Genomic DNA, 15,897 nt, shown 5'->3' on the forward strand with positions numbered 1-15,897 from the left:
CCACACTGCTGGCCTTTCACTGCCACAGCAAGTTCAAATGGCCCTATTCTCACTAGCTTGCCTGATGGATGCAGAAGAAACTTACAAAGACGCTTGTAAGAACATCATCCGCCAGCGTTACAACACCCTGTACAAAAACATGGGTGTTACCGTGGAGAAAGACGTTAACCGCGTTGACTACTACACCCTGCTAGATCTGGATGTGCTGGGCGAGAAAATGTACGGTCAGGCGTTTGTAGACTGGTTCAAAGCCAATAACATGGGTAAAGACTTCCTGTTCCGTCTTGCTTACGAAACCGGCGTTATCCTACTACCGGGCAAAGGCTTTGATGTGGTACACGGTTCAGTACGCGTTTCACTGGCGAACCTGACTCACCACGAGTACGAATTGATTGGCCGCGAAACCCGTAAAGTGCTTGACGAGTACTACAACAACTTCGTGACTGCGACACAAGCGTAACGCTAACAATACCTAATCAAGGTGCAAGCTAATCCCCCTGCTTGCTCAAACAAAAATCCCCAGCTCATCCTAAGTGATGCTGGGGATTTTTATATAACCCTAGGCTTATTTTTGAATAAATCCCTTAGTACCGTGTTCTCAATAACTCTAACGTTAATTGCTCAAAAATATTTGTCATCGCTACACCATATCCTTCAGCCAATAATGATGGTGACTTACTCTCGATTGGAATGCGGCTTATGTAGGTCTCAGAGAAAACAACCTCAGGTCGGTAATCGGTGTTGTCGACAAGGAAAAACTGTATTTCCATCACTGCCGTTGGCTGCTGGCCCTCTCGAAAATCACCAAATAGCTTGGTAATAGTCACCTGTAGCACTTGATTTGACGGGGTATGAACACTGGGCAAAGCAACGATATCGTAAAGGCCCGTTTGTTGAAGCCAACTAGCAAGTTGGTTAGACACTATCGATTCAGGATCGCTAAGAAAGCGGTTGTAGTAGTCTTTTTCAAAACGGACCTCGTTCAAACGATAGATCATTTGAGTATCATTGAACGGCGGTACACTTCTTACATGATCAATGCGTAATGTTTCTCCGATTCGAGCTGACTTCACCACAGGCAGACTAGCAGTCATAGCATAGTTCGTCGGCTGTGGAATACTTTCACCCACACTACACCCTGCAACAAGACCAGCAAGGAAAATGGCTGTTAGCGCCAACGAAAACAGTTTTGCCACATTCATTTTAGTTTCCCCCATCAAGATTAATTTTTTCAGGTGCATTACTGAAAATGATTGAGGACGGATTATTTTTTGTGGTATCTGAAAACTCTTTCAAGTTCTCTGCGGTGATCGTGAGATTCTTGATCATCTGATACAAATCATATTGATTGTCAGTCAAGATAGCATCGGAGCGTTTGATCAGGTCATCAAGATCAACCAGAATCTTATTGATGTCACCGCCAGACGCCAACATCCGGTTTATAGTGACTGAGATTTTCATCAATGACGATATTGCCTTTTTGATTTCTGGATCAGAAACAATACTGTTCAATTCTGAACTCGCGATATTGACGTTACTTAATGTATCGTCGAGCTTGCTATCAACTATCAAATGATCAATATGGTTGATCATTTTATTCGCACTCAGTAGTAGTTCCACCACCTCGTCTGAAATCATCAAAGTATCAATATCGATAATCTTCTTGTTCACATTTACCAGCAAGCTATTGAGGTTATGCCCCAAATTAGCGATTTGAGCATCATCGAGATTAGCCAGTAGGTTCTGGATCCCGGTTATAATTCTACCCGTAGAGTTTTTAATAGATGGAATATACGCATATTCAGGTACCCAGTTAAACGGCAAATCATCCTTGGTCGAAATATCAATATAATCCAGCGACAAATATTGCTGTCCCGTGATGCCGGCTATTTGAGTTTGGGCTCTCAACCCCTTTGCTATCAGCACATCGAAATTCGTCTCCCAATCTCTGATGGCGTTTTCGTCACCGGTCAATTCACTTCTAACGATGACATAGGACTTCCTCTGCTCATGGGGAACATCTTCTTCATACTCAGAATTGGACAGTTCAATTGCTACTACCTCGCCAAGGGCAATACCTCGGTAACGTACAGGAGAGCCAATCTCCAACCCTGCAACTGAAGTATCAAAATAGGTTTCAAAACTTAGCTTAGGTTTATAGAAAGTCTGTCCACCCAAAATAAACAGCACACCAAAGAGCAAAACTAGCGTTATGACAACAAACAAACCGAGTCGAAAGTGTTTTTGAGAATCATCCATACTACTTACTCTTATCAATGTTCTGTTGATCTGATACTCGATTGAAAAACTGGCGGACACGAGGATCTTCACTCGCATCCCGTAACACGGTTGGCTCCCCCTCGGCAATAATGCTTCTTGATTTTGGATCCAGCATTATCGCCCTATCTGCAACCGTAAAAATGCTTTGAAGCTCATGGGTTACAATAACAAACGTAAAACCAAGGTTATCCCTTAGCTGCAAAATCGTTTGATCTAAGTTTGCCGCTGTAATTGGGTCCAACCCTGCTGAAGGCTCATCCAACATAATGATGTCAGCCCCTAGCGCCATCGCTCTTGCTATCCCGGCCCTTTTTAACATCCCGCCAGACAACTCGCTGGGCATAAACTGCTCTGAGTAACCCATCTCCACAAGGTCGAGCAATATTCTTGCGGTTAGGTTTTTCTCTTCTATGCCAATATCCGTAAACTCATCGAGAGGGAAGCGGACGTTTTCCAATACCGTTAGTGAACCGAACAAGGCTCCACTTTGATACATGACCCCAAGCTGACGTTGAATAGAGTATTTTTCTAGCTTACTGGCATTCACAATGCTCTGATTGTTAATCAGAATATCGCCTGATTTCGGCGCATACAGGCCAATTAAGTGCTTCATCAGGCTGGATTTTCCACAACCGGAGCCGCCTAAAATGACTAATATCTCTCCGTGCTTCACATTAAAACTGGCATCGTCTAACAAAACTTTCGGACCGTAGCCCATCTTTAGGTGCTGCACGCTAATAGCGTATCCCCCATCCTTGGTGCTTGCTTGACGTTCATTCGGGCTCTTTGGCATGCTCAATTCCTAATTGGTCAATACAGCAAAAAAGCCATCAATAACCACAATCCACACAATGCTGCTCACAACAGCGCTTGTTGCAGATAGCCCCACTGCAGATGAACCCACACCTGTGCTTAATCCCCGCTCACAACCGATAGCCGCAATAATAAAACCGAATGTCGTTGCTTTTATCAGCCCGATAATGAAATCCCAAGGTGTTAGCGAATTTAATAACTCCTGATAAAACTGAACAAACCCAATATCAAACTTCAGCAGCACAATCGCGCCACCAAATATGCCAATGACATCAGCCAAAACAGTAAGCAAAGGTAAGACAACAACAGCTGCGAGCAACCTAGGTAATACAAGGAAATAGATAGGGTTTATGCCAAATGTCTGGAGTGCATTGATTTCTTCGTTGATTTTCTGCGTACCTATTTCAGCGGCAAAGGCCGCACCGGTTCTTCCTGCGAAAACAATTGCCGTCATAAGCGGACCCAGTTCCCTGAACATAGAAATACCGATACCGTCAGCAACAAAGATAACCGCACCGAATTGCTGGGCAACAAGCCCAATCTCAAAAGCAATGATCACCCCCATCAGAAAGCCAATAAGCAGCACGATAGGGATAGCATTTGAACCCGCCTGAGTGGCAATCAACAGTATTTCGCCCCACCTCAGCTTCTCCTTGCCGAAAATGGCTTTGGCCATGGCACGGATGCAATCGAAGAGAAAGTGGTACATCACACTGACATAAGTTAAATGCTCATGAGTCGCCTTTCCTACCCCCTCAATAAATGAAGACAGCGTAGAAGGACCTGCAGGCTTTTCTTTCGGTTGTATATCCTTGCTCGGTATCAGTAGTTCAAGCTTTTCGCTCAAATTAGTAATGTTAATTTCTGCATTTTCGGCTCGTTGGCGGTGGCGAATATCATATAAAAAAGCGATTCCGGTATTGTCTATAAATGTTAACTTGGCTGCATTAATTGTTATTTTTGATGTCGGATTCTCATTTATAATTTTATTTGTAGAGCGCCATAGCTCTGCAACAGAACTAGATGTTATTCTTTCATCCAAGTTGACTTCAATGATGGTGTTCTTAGCAGATTCCATCGATTGCGACGCTCCAGCCTATACAAACAAAATTGAATTAAAAGTATAGTGCTTACTCCTCTATTCGAGAGTAATCCCTGTCTCAGTTGCACGAATGCGAAATAGACAAAAGAAGAAAAAACAATTCTTACAAACAAGTAACGAGCAAATATTTGCAATGAATTCAACTACAATTTTCAGGGTTATATCTCAGATGATATTCTTGTCTATCACGTGTACAATTGCTTATGTAACAAATATCACAGGCTTGGGTTGAAATATAATACTAGAATTTAAACAATGGCAGTATAAGTAACCAACCTACAACGCACGCACAGGCCAAATGAAAAGCCGCATCTAGTTCATACATCCAATTTGGGTCTCAACATATTAAAGATTAGCAACCAGAAATGCATAATTGGACTTCCCCAACAGAAAACGTCACATGACTAAAACACAATTTTTTACGCACTTTCTTCGTATGAATCGAAAGTCATATATACTGGCGATTATTTTCATATTCCTCGTAAACTGGCTCCAAGTCGAGATCCCGCGCTATATTCAGTTGGCAATTGACCTGATTGATAGCCACTCACCCAATGGCCACCAGCAGCTGACAACCTATGTGGGCACCGTGGTATTCATGGCGATCGCCATGGTTGTGGTTCGCATTTGGTCACGTATGTATGCGCTTAATCCTGGCCGGATCACAGAGGCTGCATTAAAAAACACACTGCTACAAAAGCTCAACCACCTGCCAAACAGTTTTCATAATCAGTTTGCCTCTGGCAAGCTAATATCAATCATTAACAACGACTTAAACGGGATAAGGTTATTATTTGGCGTAGGCTTCCTGAATTTCGCCAACGTCTTGCTAGCACTGTCCCTGACACCGCTATGGATGTGGCGCATTTCACCCGAGCTGACGCTCTATTCGGTTGTCCCTATCGTTATCGCCTTCGTGATTTTCCGTATCGGTTTCAAACGCATGAAAACATTACACATGGAACACATGCGTAGGCTGCAAAACCTGTCAGCCCAATTGATGAGTTACTTGTCAGGTATTGATCTCATCAAGAACGAGCAGATGTCTCCTTGGGTAATGGACGAAGTCGAAAAACTGAACCAGCAACTGCTGCAATGCCGCATGAAAATCACCCGAATACAGGTGTTTTTCATGCCGGTACTGGATTATGCCAACAACCTCATGAAGATTTTGATCCTCGGGCTTGGCGGCTATATGTTAATGAACCAGCAGCTTACCCTTGGTGAAATAACGGCTTTTCTTAGCTATTCCGTGTTGCTGGCTATGCCGTTGATGCAACTAGGACGAATCGCCACCATCTATCAGCGGGGCATGGTGGGTATAGATAGCGTGCAAACCATCCTTAATGCTGAAGTCCCAGAGCAAGATGAAACCCCTCTAGCACAGCATGAGCTAGAGGCACTACAGGCAAAAACACTTTCAGTACGTAACCTGAGTTTCAGGTACCCGGGTGATGAAACCCTGGTTTTAGATAACGTGAGTTTCGATATCCCCCCAGGCAAAAAAGTCGGTGTACTCGGTAGCATAGGAGCCGGTAAAACCACCTTGGTCAATAGCCTCAACCACCATTTGGATGTTCCTGTTGGAACCGTATTCCTCGGCGATAAAGATATCACGACTTTCTCCCGCTCCGACTTGCGCCGGTATATCAAAACGGTGACCCAAGACCCGTATCTGTTCTCGGCGACAGTAGAGGACAACATTCGCTTCGGCAGCCTCGACCCGGACATTGCGAAATCGCAAGTCGATGAAGTGTTGTCACTTAGCCAGCTAGCCAATGATGTTGAGCGTTTTGAAAACGGTGACCAAACACTGGTCGGCGAAAAAGGGATCATGCTCTCCGGTGGTCAAAAACAGCGATTGAGCATTGCCCGCGCCCTTCTTGAGCCATCTGATTTGATCATCTTGGATAATGTTCTGTCAGCGGTTGATTACGAAACAGAGCGTAAGATATTGGAAGGCTTATTTGAGCGCTTGCAGAACCAATCTGTTCTGGTTGTCTCCCACCGCGTTAATGCCCTCGAATATATGGATGAAATCATTGTGCTGAGTGAAGGCAAAATCATCGCCAAAGGTGATCACGCTACCCTGCTGCAAACCTGCCCTTACTATTTTGAAACCTGGAAACTGCAACAGAACGAAACGGAGGCAACAGCATGCTAAAGGGCATTGACGTTAAATACTTAAAGCACTTTTTCAAGTTTGCCAAGAAATACAAAGGCTCTGCCATCCTAGGTATTTCCATGTTGCCGCTTACCGTCGCGACCAGTTTGCTGTTCCCTTGGCTGATTATCCAGGTGATTGATAGGCATCTCGCACAGGAAAGTACCAACGGTATGTGGCTGTATATTGCCGCCCTACTTGTGGTACTGATCGTCGACTATATTGTTGACACCACCTACTCCTACAACCTGCGCAAAACGGGCCAGTACACCATTACGGATATGCGTTCAGTGCTCGTTGACCGCGTATTGAGGCTGCCTCGCAGCTATTTCGATAACACTCCTAACGGCGTGACGCTGTCTCGCCTCACCAGTGATATTGAAACTATCGGTGAGACGTTCATCCAGTCTGTGGTTGGGCTGGTTCGAGATAGCCTCAATACCATCGCCCTATTGATCATGATGCTATTTATCGATTGGCAGCTAACCCTGATTGTATTGGTTATCATGCCTCCGGTGATGTACCTGACGGTATATGTTCGCAACCGCCTGCGCGCACTGCACTTGACCACCCGCTCTTCATTAGCCCGCGGTATCGGCTATTTGCAAGAAGTGATTTTAGGCGTTAAAACCGTTCAGCTTTACCGTGCAGAAGAAGCCGTCGAGCAAAAATACAAAGGCTTTACCGATGAGTTTTTAAAAGCGCAGAAGAAGGTCAATAAGTATGACGCCGTTCTGTTTTCCTTTATCTCCGGTATTACCTCTATCACTGTGGCACTGATGATTTGGTACGGCTCTGGGCAAGTCTTGGAGGCATCGCTAACCTTAGGTGTGCTGATTGCCTTTATCAACACGCTGGAGAAAGTGTTTGTGCCGATCCGCGATTTCACCTCGCAAATCGCCTCGATCCAAAGCTCATTTGCCGCGTTCGATCATATTGAAGAGCTATTCGTCGAGCCTGTCGAAGAAGAAGGTCGTGATTTGCAACCAACGCACAAAGTGGAAAAACAGCTTAAAGAGTTTGTCAGCCTTGAGTTCAGAAACGTTAGCTTCCGCTACAAAGATGATGCTCCATACGTACTGAAAAACGTGTCTTTTGTTTTGGAGAAAGGCCATCAAATCGCACTGGTTGGCTCAACCGGTTCTGGTAAGTCAACGATCATGCGCTTGATATCGAAAACCTATCAGGATTACGAAGGCAGCATCCTTTTAAATGGTATTGAGCTCTCTGATATCTCCATCGATGACTCGGCTCATTTGTTCTCGCTGATGATGCAGGATGTCCACCTGTTTGAAGAGACGATCCATTTCAATATCGCCTTGGGTAAAGAAGGTATCTCTCGCGAGCAAGTTGAGCAGGCTTCACGCTATGTCTATGCCAATAGCTTTATCGAGCAACTGCCACAAGGCTATGACTTCCCGTTAGATAAAAACGGCTCCAACCTTTCCGTTGGCCAAACCCAGCTAATCTCCTTTGCCCGTGCGGTCGCCCAGGGAGGACAGGTGATGATGCTCGATGAGGCCACCAGCTCGGTCGACTCCATCACTGAAGATCTGATCCAAAAAGCCATGCAGCGCTTGTTCAAGGAAAAGACCGTGATCGCCATCGCCCACCGTCTTAGCACAGTGCGCCATTCGGATATGATCCTGGTACTAGAAAAAGGTGAGATTGTTGAACGGGGTGACCACCACCAGCTTGTTGAGCTAAACGGTATTTACGCTGGATTGCTCAATGAGTCGGCGCTGCAGGATACCGGTTTAGAATTAGCAAAATCGTAATGTAATTTCGATACAACAAAGGCCGCATTTAGCGGCCTTAATTTATTTATCTATTGTCTACATCCTTCGGCGCCTTATTTCGCAGGCCAATAGCCGTCACTCTCGCTGAGTAACAAATTGAAATAAATTACCACATTGACCCTCGAGTCATTCCAGACTTTATCCTCTCAACCACTCCGTTAAACACAAACTTTGAATTTAATTAGGTGGTACAAAATGGGTGTTGGTTCTGCTGGAGGAATCGATCTAGAAAATAAAAGCATAGGGATGGCATTAACCAAATTTGCTGTGCCTTCCATATTGGCCGTGTGGGTCTTTGCCCTCTATACCATGGTCGATGGTATGTTCGTGGGCCGTGGCGTCGGCCCCGAAGCACTGGCTGCGGTAAACTTGTCCCTGCCTTTTATCAATATCATGTTTGCGATCTCTATCCTGATCACCATAGGTGCAGGTACTTTGGTCGGTAAACTTAAAGGGGAAGGGAAAATCGGCCAAGCAAGCGAGATATTCTCCCAGGCCATTTACTTCTTGGCAGGGTTTGGTGCGCTTGTCTGCTTCCTGGCTTTCATTTTCGTCGAAGATGTTGCCTACCTGATGGGTGCGCGTGGCGAGTTGATCCCTATGGTTGCCGAGTATCTGGGTACCCTGCTCTTTTTCCAAACCTTCTATTTGATGGCTTATTCGATGGAAGTGTTTGCCAAAATTGATGGTTTCCCACAACGTGAGCTTGCCGCCATTTTGTGTGCTGCCGTGACCAATATTATCTTGGATTACGTGTTCATTATTCAGTATGTTAAAATCGGTACGCCTGATTCAATTACCGAGATGTCAGCAGGCTTCGTCCTAATGGCTTTCAACAACGCAATCTTGTTCCATTACGGTACCGCTGAGTTGTCTGCGTTCAGTGTTATTGGTTACATCAACAACTTCATGCTGATCACCTATATCGGTCTGACTCAGGGTATGCAGCCAATCATTACTTTTTCTCGCGGTAAGAAAGACCACGGTAGTATTTTGGCCGTTGCTTTACTGACAGTAAAAGTCGCATTGCTGATTGGTGGTATGTCTGCCTTGGCGGTATTCTTCTTCGGGGACAACATTGCAATGGGCTTCCTGGAAGATCCTGAGTTGGTTGCCATGTCACACCAGTACATGAAGATATTCTCGCTGGGCTTCATCTTTATGGGCGTCAACACTGTTATCTCTGGGTTCTTTACTGCGCTTGAAGCGCCGAAGCGAGCAGGTCTGATTTCACTGATGCGCGGCTTCATCATGGTCATGCTGTTCCTGTCCCTGCTGCCGATGTTCTTTGGTGCAGAATCCATCTGGTGGGTAACAGGCGCTGCAGAATTGGTAACCGTATTTGCCGCTATTATTCTGTTTGCAAGGAAGATCAGCTTCCACCGTATTGGCGCCCCAGTCGTCAGCCCGGCCTCGTAATCTCACCCTATTCCCTCTCACAGACTCTCTGTGGGAGGGAATCCTGCGACATTCCTCGATAGCCCTGCACATTGGTTACCATTGGTCAGTGCACCGTTAAGCATGGTTTACACGATAATTTTTTCCTGATCGCTGTTTAATCTCGTGACGTTTATACTTGTAGTGTCTTCAAGTACCCCGGGAGAAGTTATGTTCGATTCATCTTCATGGGACAAAGGTCGTCACTCAGGTCATTTGAGTGAGGATGCTGAAAAGGGAAGACAGCGTCGAATGTACCTTAACGACCCAAATTCTTTATACCTATTGCACGCTGCACAGCAGCTAGAATGTGGTGAGGGCAAAGATTTAATTTCTCTCAATGAACCGCGACGCAAAGCCAAATCTTTAGTTCGCTGGCCTGATTTGTTGTCGTTAGATATAGCTTACTGGAATGATCAACAAGCGCCGATTATGCAGCTCGGTCGTGACCACAGACAAATTACAGCTAACCAAAGCAACCCAAAATATATATTTACTATCCCAGATTCATACATTAATGAGTTTAGAGGAGAGTGGATAAGGCTTCTCTACAATGGCCATTTTGTTTACGGCAACCTATACAGTGCTCTCCATTACATCATCAAATGGGCTCTGGCTGCAGTTAAAACATGGCTAGATAGGCGTTTTCCTTTCCAGTTACAGAGAGACAGCCAATTGCTCCCTTATAACGTTGGAAACAATCTGGCCTATCATCAAGAAAATCACTTTAGCAATGAACTGGTAAAAACGTATTTAACTAGCCGCTACTGTGACTGGATAAACGCTCACCTTTTCGATTTAACCATTGAGTTGAACCATCACCTCAACCATCAAACGCCCGCAACTTACATCATTGAATACGTGAACGCAAAAGGGCTTCCGTGTGTCGATTTTGTTTGCAAAAACCAAGACGCTTTAAGGCTAATACGCCCAAGCCGCTTTGTTGAAGATATGCAGAGTATGATTTGTGATACCCGTTACCTTGAGCACAAAGCACAAGAATTAGCAGCCAAAATTGAAAACGAAATACGAGAACTAGGTTGGTGAGAAGAGGAAAGGCTCCATTTGGGGTTAGCCAGAGCTAAATTGCGCCCCCAGTACAATCTAAAAAAGAGAACATGATGATTATTCTTATCACTTTTACAAACTTGCGATTGTCACCAATACTTTAGCCAATCTTCTCATTATCGGTTCAGTTAGTCGTTAAATTTATACGCTAACTAAGGAGCGACTGTGACCCAAATAGACATTGGTATAAGCAGCGAAGGCAGAGTCAAAACGACCGACGGCTTAAAGAAGTTACTTGCTGATTCTTATACACTATATTTGCAAACTCACAATTTTCATTGGAATGTTCAGGGCCCGCATTTTAGAGACTTGCACCTGATGTTTGGAGAGCATTACACCGAGTTAGCAACCGCCGTTGATGAAATTGCTGAACGTATCCGTACCTTAGACGTACCAGCCCCAGGCACATTTCAAGAGTTTGCCCGCCTCAGCTCAATTGAAGAAGTAGATGGTGTTCCCAGCTCTTCCGAAATGGTAGACATCCTTACTAAAGGGCACGAGCAAGTCGTCAGAACCTCTCGAGAGGTTCTTAAATTGGCACAAGCTGCAAACGATGAGTCGAGCGTTGCGCTAGTTTCAGATCGCATGCGAATTCACGAAAAAACAGCTTGGATGTTGAGAACAATTCAGAAGTAATGTACTGAAAATTAAGCTTAATAAACAACAAATGTAAATATCACGCTGTGTAAAAACAGCAACGCAATTGTCATTATGCAATGTACGTGGAATTCACTGGAATAGGAGAATTATTATGCCGCAGGATAAACCTACCGCGGGTAAATGTCCTTTCATGCATGGTTCGATGACCACTAATGACCGTACGGAAATTGATTGGTGGCCCAAGTCACTTAACCTAGATATTCTTCATCAGCACGATACAAAAACAAACCCTTTAAGTGACTTTAATTATCGGGAAGAAGTCCAGAAACTTGATTTTGCAGCTCTCAAACAAGACCTTATCGCTCTGATGACAGATAGCAAAGAGTGGTGGCCTGCAGACTGGGGGCATTACGGTGGTTTGATGATACGTATGACATGGCACGCTGCTGGTACGTATCGTATTGCCGATGGTCGAGGCGGTGCCGGTACCGGGAACCTTCGGTTTGCCCCTCTCAACTCATGGCCAGACAATACCAATCTGGATAAAGCAAGACGGTTACTGTGGCCAATCAAACAAAAGTACGGTAACCGCCTTAGCTGGGCTGACCTAATAGCTTATGCCGGTACCATGGCCTATGAATCTATGGGCCTTAAAACCTTTGGCTTTGGTTTTGGCCGTGATGATATCTGGCACCCAGAGAAAGACATCTATTGGGGCTCGGAAAAAGAATGGTTGGCGCCAACAAATAACCCCAATAGCCGCTGGTCTGGCGAGCGAGACTTAGAAAACCCGCTTGCTGCCGTCATGATGGGGTTAATTTATGTTAACCCAGAAGGTGTTGACGGTAATCCTGATCCTCAAAAAACAGCCCATGATGTTCGCGTCACGTTTGCACGTATGGCGATGAACGACGAAGAGACGGTAGCTCTGACTGCCGGTGGGCACACTGTGGGTAAGGCGCACGGTAACGGTGACGCATCACTGCTCGGTCCTGAGCCTGAAGGCGGCGAACTTCATGACCAAGCCCTTGGCTGGCTGAACAAAGACAAACGTGGTGTCGGCGCTGATGCAGTAACCAGTGGCCTTGAGGGTGCGTGGACCACCCACCCTACGCAATGGGACAACGGTTATTTTAAACTACTGCTCAATCATGAGTGGGAGCTGAAAAAAAGCCCTGCAGGTGCGTGGCAATGGGAGCCTGTTGATATCAAAGAGGAAGATAAACCCGTTGATGCCGAAAACCCATCAGTGCGTCATAACCCAATAATGACAGACGCTGATATGGCAATGAAGGTTGACCCTGAATATCGCAAGATATCAGAACGGTTTTACAACGACCCAGCCTACTTCTCAGAAGTCTTTGCCCGAGCATGGTTCAAACTTACCCACCGGGACATGGGGCCAAGAGCACGTTACATTGGGCCTGATGTTCCGTCAGAAGATCTCATTTGGCAAGACCCTGTACCAACAGGGAGCACAAGCTATGACGTGGACGCAGTGAAAGCAAAAATCATGTCCAGCGGCCTGTCGGTCAGCGACATGGTATCCACCGCGTGGGACAGCGCCCGCACATTCCGAGGCTCTGATAACCGTGGTGGCGCAAATGGTGCACGGATCCGTCTAGCCCCGCAGAAGGACTGGCAGGGTAATGAGCCTGAACGCTTATCGCGGGTTCTATCCGTCCTAAGTGGTATTGCACAGGAGTCTGGAGCGAGTGTTGCTGATGTCATCGTATTGGCAGGTAATGTCGGTGTTGAGCAGGCAGCTAAAGCTGCAGGCTTCAATGTTACTGTTCCATTCTCTCCAGGTAGAGGCGACGCCAGCGCAGACCACACAGATCAGGAGTCCTTTGAAGTATTGGAGCCTCTGCATGATGGTTATCGTAACTGGTTGAAGAAAGAGTACCTCGTTACCCCTGAAGAGATGCTATTGGATCGTACCCAGTTGATGGGGTTAACCGCTGCAGAGATGACAGTCCTTGTCGGTGGTATGCGTGTAATTGGCACAAACCATGGCGGTACACAGCACGGTGTCTTTACTGACAATGTAGGTCAATTGACTAACGACTTCTTCGTGAATCTGACTGACATGAACTACACCTGGGAACCTGCTGGCAGTAATCTCTATGAGATCCGCAATCGCCAGTCAGGCGAGGTAGCTTGGACCGCAACCAGAGTCGACTTAGTGTTCGGTTCAAACTCTATCTTGAGAGCTTATTCAGAACTCTATGCCCAAGATGATAACAAAGAGAAGTTTGTAAACGACTTTGTTGCAGCCTGGGCCAAGGTCATGAATGCTGATAGGTTTGATCTGAAATAAGTCAGCGACTCCACTTAAAGAGGAAAGATGTAAGTTTTCTCTCAACGTAAAGCCTCTGGGATTCCAGAGGCTTTAATATGAAAACAATACCTTACAATCCAATCATTTTGCTTTATCAAAACCTAAAAAAAGCACCTTTCACTAAATACCTTTCAATCGAGCAAATGTGGCTCTAGTTATTAGTCATAAATAAGTTGGAAATTTTAGCTGCCGTTAACATTTTCCAATGATTTAATTTGACCAAAATTTGCGGGTACGAGTAATGTTTAATTAACACATAACAATAAAGTAGGCGCTAATTGTGGACGGGAATACGCTATTTCATTACACCTCAACGGACGGGCTACTGGGCGTTATGCTCAACAAAGAGATATGGTTTACCGATTACCAGTTCTTGAACGACAAAGGGGAGTTCAAAAAGGCGCTGCATGCCCTGACAGGACGGCTTAGAGACTCAGAGTACAGTGAATGCAGTAAAAACCTGGAAATGCTCCTACATCAAATCGAAACCCAGCACTCCATGTGTGTTTGCTCTTTTTCCGGTACCAGTGACTCCCTAACCCAGTGGCGTTTTTATGGTGATGACTGCCGCGGGAGCTGTATCGGCTTCAGATCCGATGTATTAAAAAACAATACCAGCGATAGTCCTTCACTCACTTGTTCTGCGCACTACTTTAGCGGAACGCTGATGCTGAGTGAGACATTCAAGTGCAGCTATGACCCACTCGATGACTATATTGAGGAAACCACTACCCTGTTCAAAGAGCTGTTTGATTACTTGAACTCCATGGAAATGCCTAATGAGCAAGAGCAGCGACACGCCCTAAAAGCCTTGGCGCCACACTATAAATCATCACTATTTTCCTTGCTCAAAACCCTGTTTGCCTGGAAACATCACGACTTCATTAACGAAGATGAATCACGCGCCATTGCACTGGTGCCACTCAGTGAGCTGAGCTATCGCGTAAACCGGAACCTTATCACGCCCTATTACAAGCGTACCTTGGAAGATGTCTTTTCCATGGAATCGATCAAAGTCATCATTCTCGGAGCGAAGTCTGATAAAAGGAACTCACTGGCTATCTCCAGCTTGACCTCGCAATACGGCGAGCAAGCCCTGCTATGGGGTGCTAACGCCAGAGAGCTATCTCAAATAAGACCTGAAACCTATGAAGATGTCGGGCAATGTGCAAGGCACAAGACCCAATATAATTGAAGACAGCAATACTCGGCTCCAATCAAAAAGGCCTCTCACAGCGAGAGGCCTTACCATTTTTACAACTGAACTATTTTACAGCTGAACCATGAATGACTTATCGAGCGGAATACGGAGCTCCTTGCCCATCATGTCATAGACATTGAATCGCACTGTGTTCCAGTTATCTTCGAAGTTGTATTCAAACACGCTGTCGCCGGTTTCTAGGTTCTGGGTCAACGTCCATTCTGTCGCATAACCCATCATACCGTTACCGAAATCCATATAAGGTGCGTCTGCTGGAACACGGTAAGGCACAGTGGATAGCTTCATCATGCCATTTTGCACACTTGTTGGCTCTGAGAGTTTGCTCATAAAGTAGCTAGCATGCAGATAACGACTATGCGCATTACCGTTACCGATTGAGCCGTAGTCAGTATCGCGGTCAGCATTAACCCAGCGAGACTCAACATCTTTGCGCATATCAATATGTTGCTGCAGTGAAGGATCGTTAGTCATGACCATAGCTTCTTCACCACGGTAGGTATTTACACCATCCTCGTCCATCTCAATAACCAGGCGGTCACCGCTTTTATCCGTCACCGACCAGTGCAAATTCATTTCCATCGGCATACCTTCAAGACTCAAGCGGCCAAAATCAAGATCCGGTAGCGCTTTGACGATCTCTTCAACCGAGGCATAGTTTGTCAGTAAATACTCACCGAAAGTGAACTGGGTGATCTGAGAACTCTTGGTTACTGGCTCCATGGTCATTGAAGGGTAGAACAAGGTATTCACCTGTAGGCCTTCACTATTAACACCATCACCCACTAGATCGCCATAGGCGAAAATAGCCACAACATCATATTTGACCTTGTACTCGTCGCCCATACCGTTGCCCTGGATAGAGCGCATTTCACCTTTATTAATGTTACCCAGGACAGGTTTTGTTGATTCAACCCAGTCCATAGTTCTTGTGGTCATTGTTCCTAACTCGGTATTCCAAGCAATAGAAGTACATGCATCGGCGAGCCCTGAAAGGGTACCACCGAGAAGAATAGCAAGGGCAAGTGTTTTATATTTCATAGTTGCTCCGATTTCACGTTTGGGTATGCTTTT

At 45.6% G+C, this 15,897-nt stretch carries 12 protein-coding genes and 1 pseudogene; 8 read left to right on the forward strand and 5 right to left on the reverse strand.

Annotated features, from left to right (window positions below; all coding sequences use genetic code 11):
• Positions 1-460 (forward strand): annotated as a pseudogene (locus tag ACXAGQ_RS28435) (bifunctional aspartate transaminase/aspartate 4-decarboxylase); the annotation flags it as partial.
• Positions 461-584: 124 nt separating this feature from the next.
• Here the strand turns inward: ACXAGQ_RS28435 and ACXAGQ_RS28440 are convergent.
• The 4 genes from ACXAGQ_RS28440 to ACXAGQ_RS28455 are packed head-to-tail and all read right to left on the reverse strand — an operon-like array spanning position 585 to position 4,171.
• Positions 585-1,202, reverse strand: coding sequence for an ABC-type transport auxiliary lipoprotein family protein (locus ACXAGQ_RS28440; protein ID WP_475258553.1), 618 nt, complete (start codon positions 1,200-1,202; stop codon positions 585-587).
• A 1-nt stretch (position 1,203) separates the two neighbouring features.
• The gene (locus ACXAGQ_RS28445) at positions 1,204-2,259 is read right to left on the reverse strand and encodes an MlaD family protein (protein WP_475258554.1); all 1,056 of its coding nucleotides are present in this window, start codon (positions 2,257-2,259) and stop codon (positions 1,204-1,206) included.
• A gap of 1 nt (position 2,260) precedes the next feature.
• Positions 2,261-3,073, reverse strand: a complete 813-nt coding sequence (locus tag ACXAGQ_RS28450; protein WP_475258555.1) for an ABC transporter ATP-binding protein — start codon at positions 3,071-3,073, stop codon at positions 2,261-2,263.
• A gap of 9 nt (positions 3,074-3,082) precedes the next feature.
• The gene (locus ACXAGQ_RS28455) at positions 3,083-4,171 is read right to left on the reverse strand and encodes an ABC transporter permease (protein ID WP_475258557.1); all 1,089 of its coding nucleotides are present in this window, start codon (positions 4,169-4,171) and stop codon (positions 3,083-3,085) included.
• Between the two features lie 424 nt (positions 4,172-4,595).
• Between ACXAGQ_RS28455 and ACXAGQ_RS28460 the strand changes: the two genes are divergently transcribed.
• From ACXAGQ_RS28460 to ACXAGQ_RS28490, 7 genes are all read left to right on the forward strand, one after another.
• Positions 4,596-6,359 (forward strand): ABC transporter ATP-binding protein, encoded by a 1,764-nt coding sequence (locus tag ACXAGQ_RS28460; protein WP_475258558.1) that lies wholly within the window; start codon positions 4,596-4,598, stop codon positions 6,357-6,359.
• Positions 6,353-8,137, forward strand: a complete 1,785-nt coding sequence (locus ACXAGQ_RS28465) for an ABC transporter ATP-binding protein (RefSeq protein ID WP_475258559.1) — start codon at positions 6,353-6,355, stop codon at positions 8,135-8,137. Before ACXAGQ_RS28460 ends, ACXAGQ_RS28465 begins: the two co-directional genes overlap by 7 nt.
• Positions 8,138-8,404: 267 nt before the next feature.
• A complete protein-coding gene (locus ACXAGQ_RS28470) occupies positions 8,405-9,577 on the forward strand; it encodes an MATE family efflux transporter (RefSeq protein WP_475258560.1) in 1,173 nt (390 codons plus the stop codon).
• 189 nt (positions 9,578-9,766) lie between these two features.
• On the forward strand, positions 9,767-10,642 hold the full coding sequence (locus ACXAGQ_RS28475; RefSeq protein WP_475258562.1) for a hypothetical protein: 876 nt from the start codon (positions 9,767-9,769) through the stop codon (positions 10,640-10,642).
• Between the two features lie 186 nt (positions 10,643-10,828).
• Complete coding sequence (locus ACXAGQ_RS28480) at positions 10,829-11,299, forward strand: Dps family protein (protein WP_475258563.1); 471 nt, start codon at positions 10,829-10,831, stop codon at positions 11,297-11,299.
• A 115-nt stretch (positions 11,300-11,414) separates the two neighbouring features.
• On the forward strand, positions 11,415-13,583 hold the full coding sequence (katG, locus tag ACXAGQ_RS28485; RefSeq protein ID WP_475258565.1) for a catalase/peroxidase HPI: 2,169 nt from the start codon (positions 11,415-11,417) through the stop codon (positions 13,581-13,583).
• A 301-nt stretch (positions 13,584-13,884) separates the two neighbouring features.
• Positions 13,885-14,799: a DUF2971 domain-containing protein gene (locus tag ACXAGQ_RS28490; protein ID WP_475258567.1), complete on the forward strand. Its 915-nt coding sequence runs from the start codon at positions 13,885-13,887 to the stop codon at positions 14,797-14,799.
• 75 nt (positions 14,800-14,874) lie between these two features.
• Here the strand turns inward: ACXAGQ_RS28490 and ACXAGQ_RS28495 are convergent, their stop codons facing one another.
• Complete coding sequence (locus ACXAGQ_RS28495; protein ID WP_475258569.1) at positions 14,875-15,864, reverse strand: linear amide C-N hydrolase; 990 nt, start codon at positions 15,862-15,864, stop codon at positions 14,875-14,877.
• Positions 15,865-15,897 lie beyond the last annotated feature (33 nt).

This window comes from Photobacterium sp. ABD4_091, assembly GCF_056160145.1.

What these genes read in the sequence shown, in the direction of transcription:
- ACXAGQ_RS28440 (WP_475258553.1), bottom strand. Translation starts at nt 1,202, where the DNA reads ATGAATGTGGCAAAACTGTTTTCGTTGGCGCTAACAGCCATTTTCCTT.
- ACXAGQ_RS28445 (WP_475258554.1), bottom strand. Translation starts at nt 2,259, where the DNA reads ATGGATGATTCTCAAAAACACTTTCGACTCGGTTTGTTTGTTGTCATA.
- ACXAGQ_RS28450 (WP_475258555.1), bottom strand. Translation starts at nt 3,073, where the DNA reads ATGCCAAAGAGCCCGAATGAACGTCAAGCAAGCACCAAGGATGGGGGA.
- ACXAGQ_RS28455 (WP_475258557.1), bottom strand. Translation starts at nt 4,171, where the DNA reads ATGGAATCTGCTAAGAACACCATCATTGAAGTCAACTTGGATGAAAGA.
- ACXAGQ_RS28460 (WP_475258558.1), top strand. Translation starts at nt 4,596, where the DNA reads ATGACTAAAACACAATTTTTTACGCACTTTCTTCGTATGAATCGAAAG.
- ACXAGQ_RS28465 (WP_475258559.1), top strand. Translation starts at nt 6,353, where the DNA reads ATGCTAAAGGGCATTGACGTTAAATACTTAAAGCACTTTTTCAAGTTT.
- ACXAGQ_RS28470 (WP_475258560.1), top strand. Translation starts at nt 8,405, where the DNA reads ATGGCATTAACCAAATTTGCTGTGCCTTCCATATTGGCCGTGTGGGTC.
- ACXAGQ_RS28475 (WP_475258562.1), top strand. Translation starts at nt 9,767, where the DNA reads ATGTTCGATTCATCTTCATGGGACAAAGGTCGTCACTCAGGTCATTTG.
- katG (WP_475258565.1), top strand. Translation starts at nt 11,415, where the DNA reads ATGCCGCAGGATAAACCTACCGCGGGTAAATGTCCTTTCATGCATGGT.
- ACXAGQ_RS28495 (WP_475258569.1), bottom strand. Translation starts at nt 15,864, where the DNA reads ATGAAATATAAAACACTTGCCCTTGCTATTCTTCTCGGTGGTACCCTT.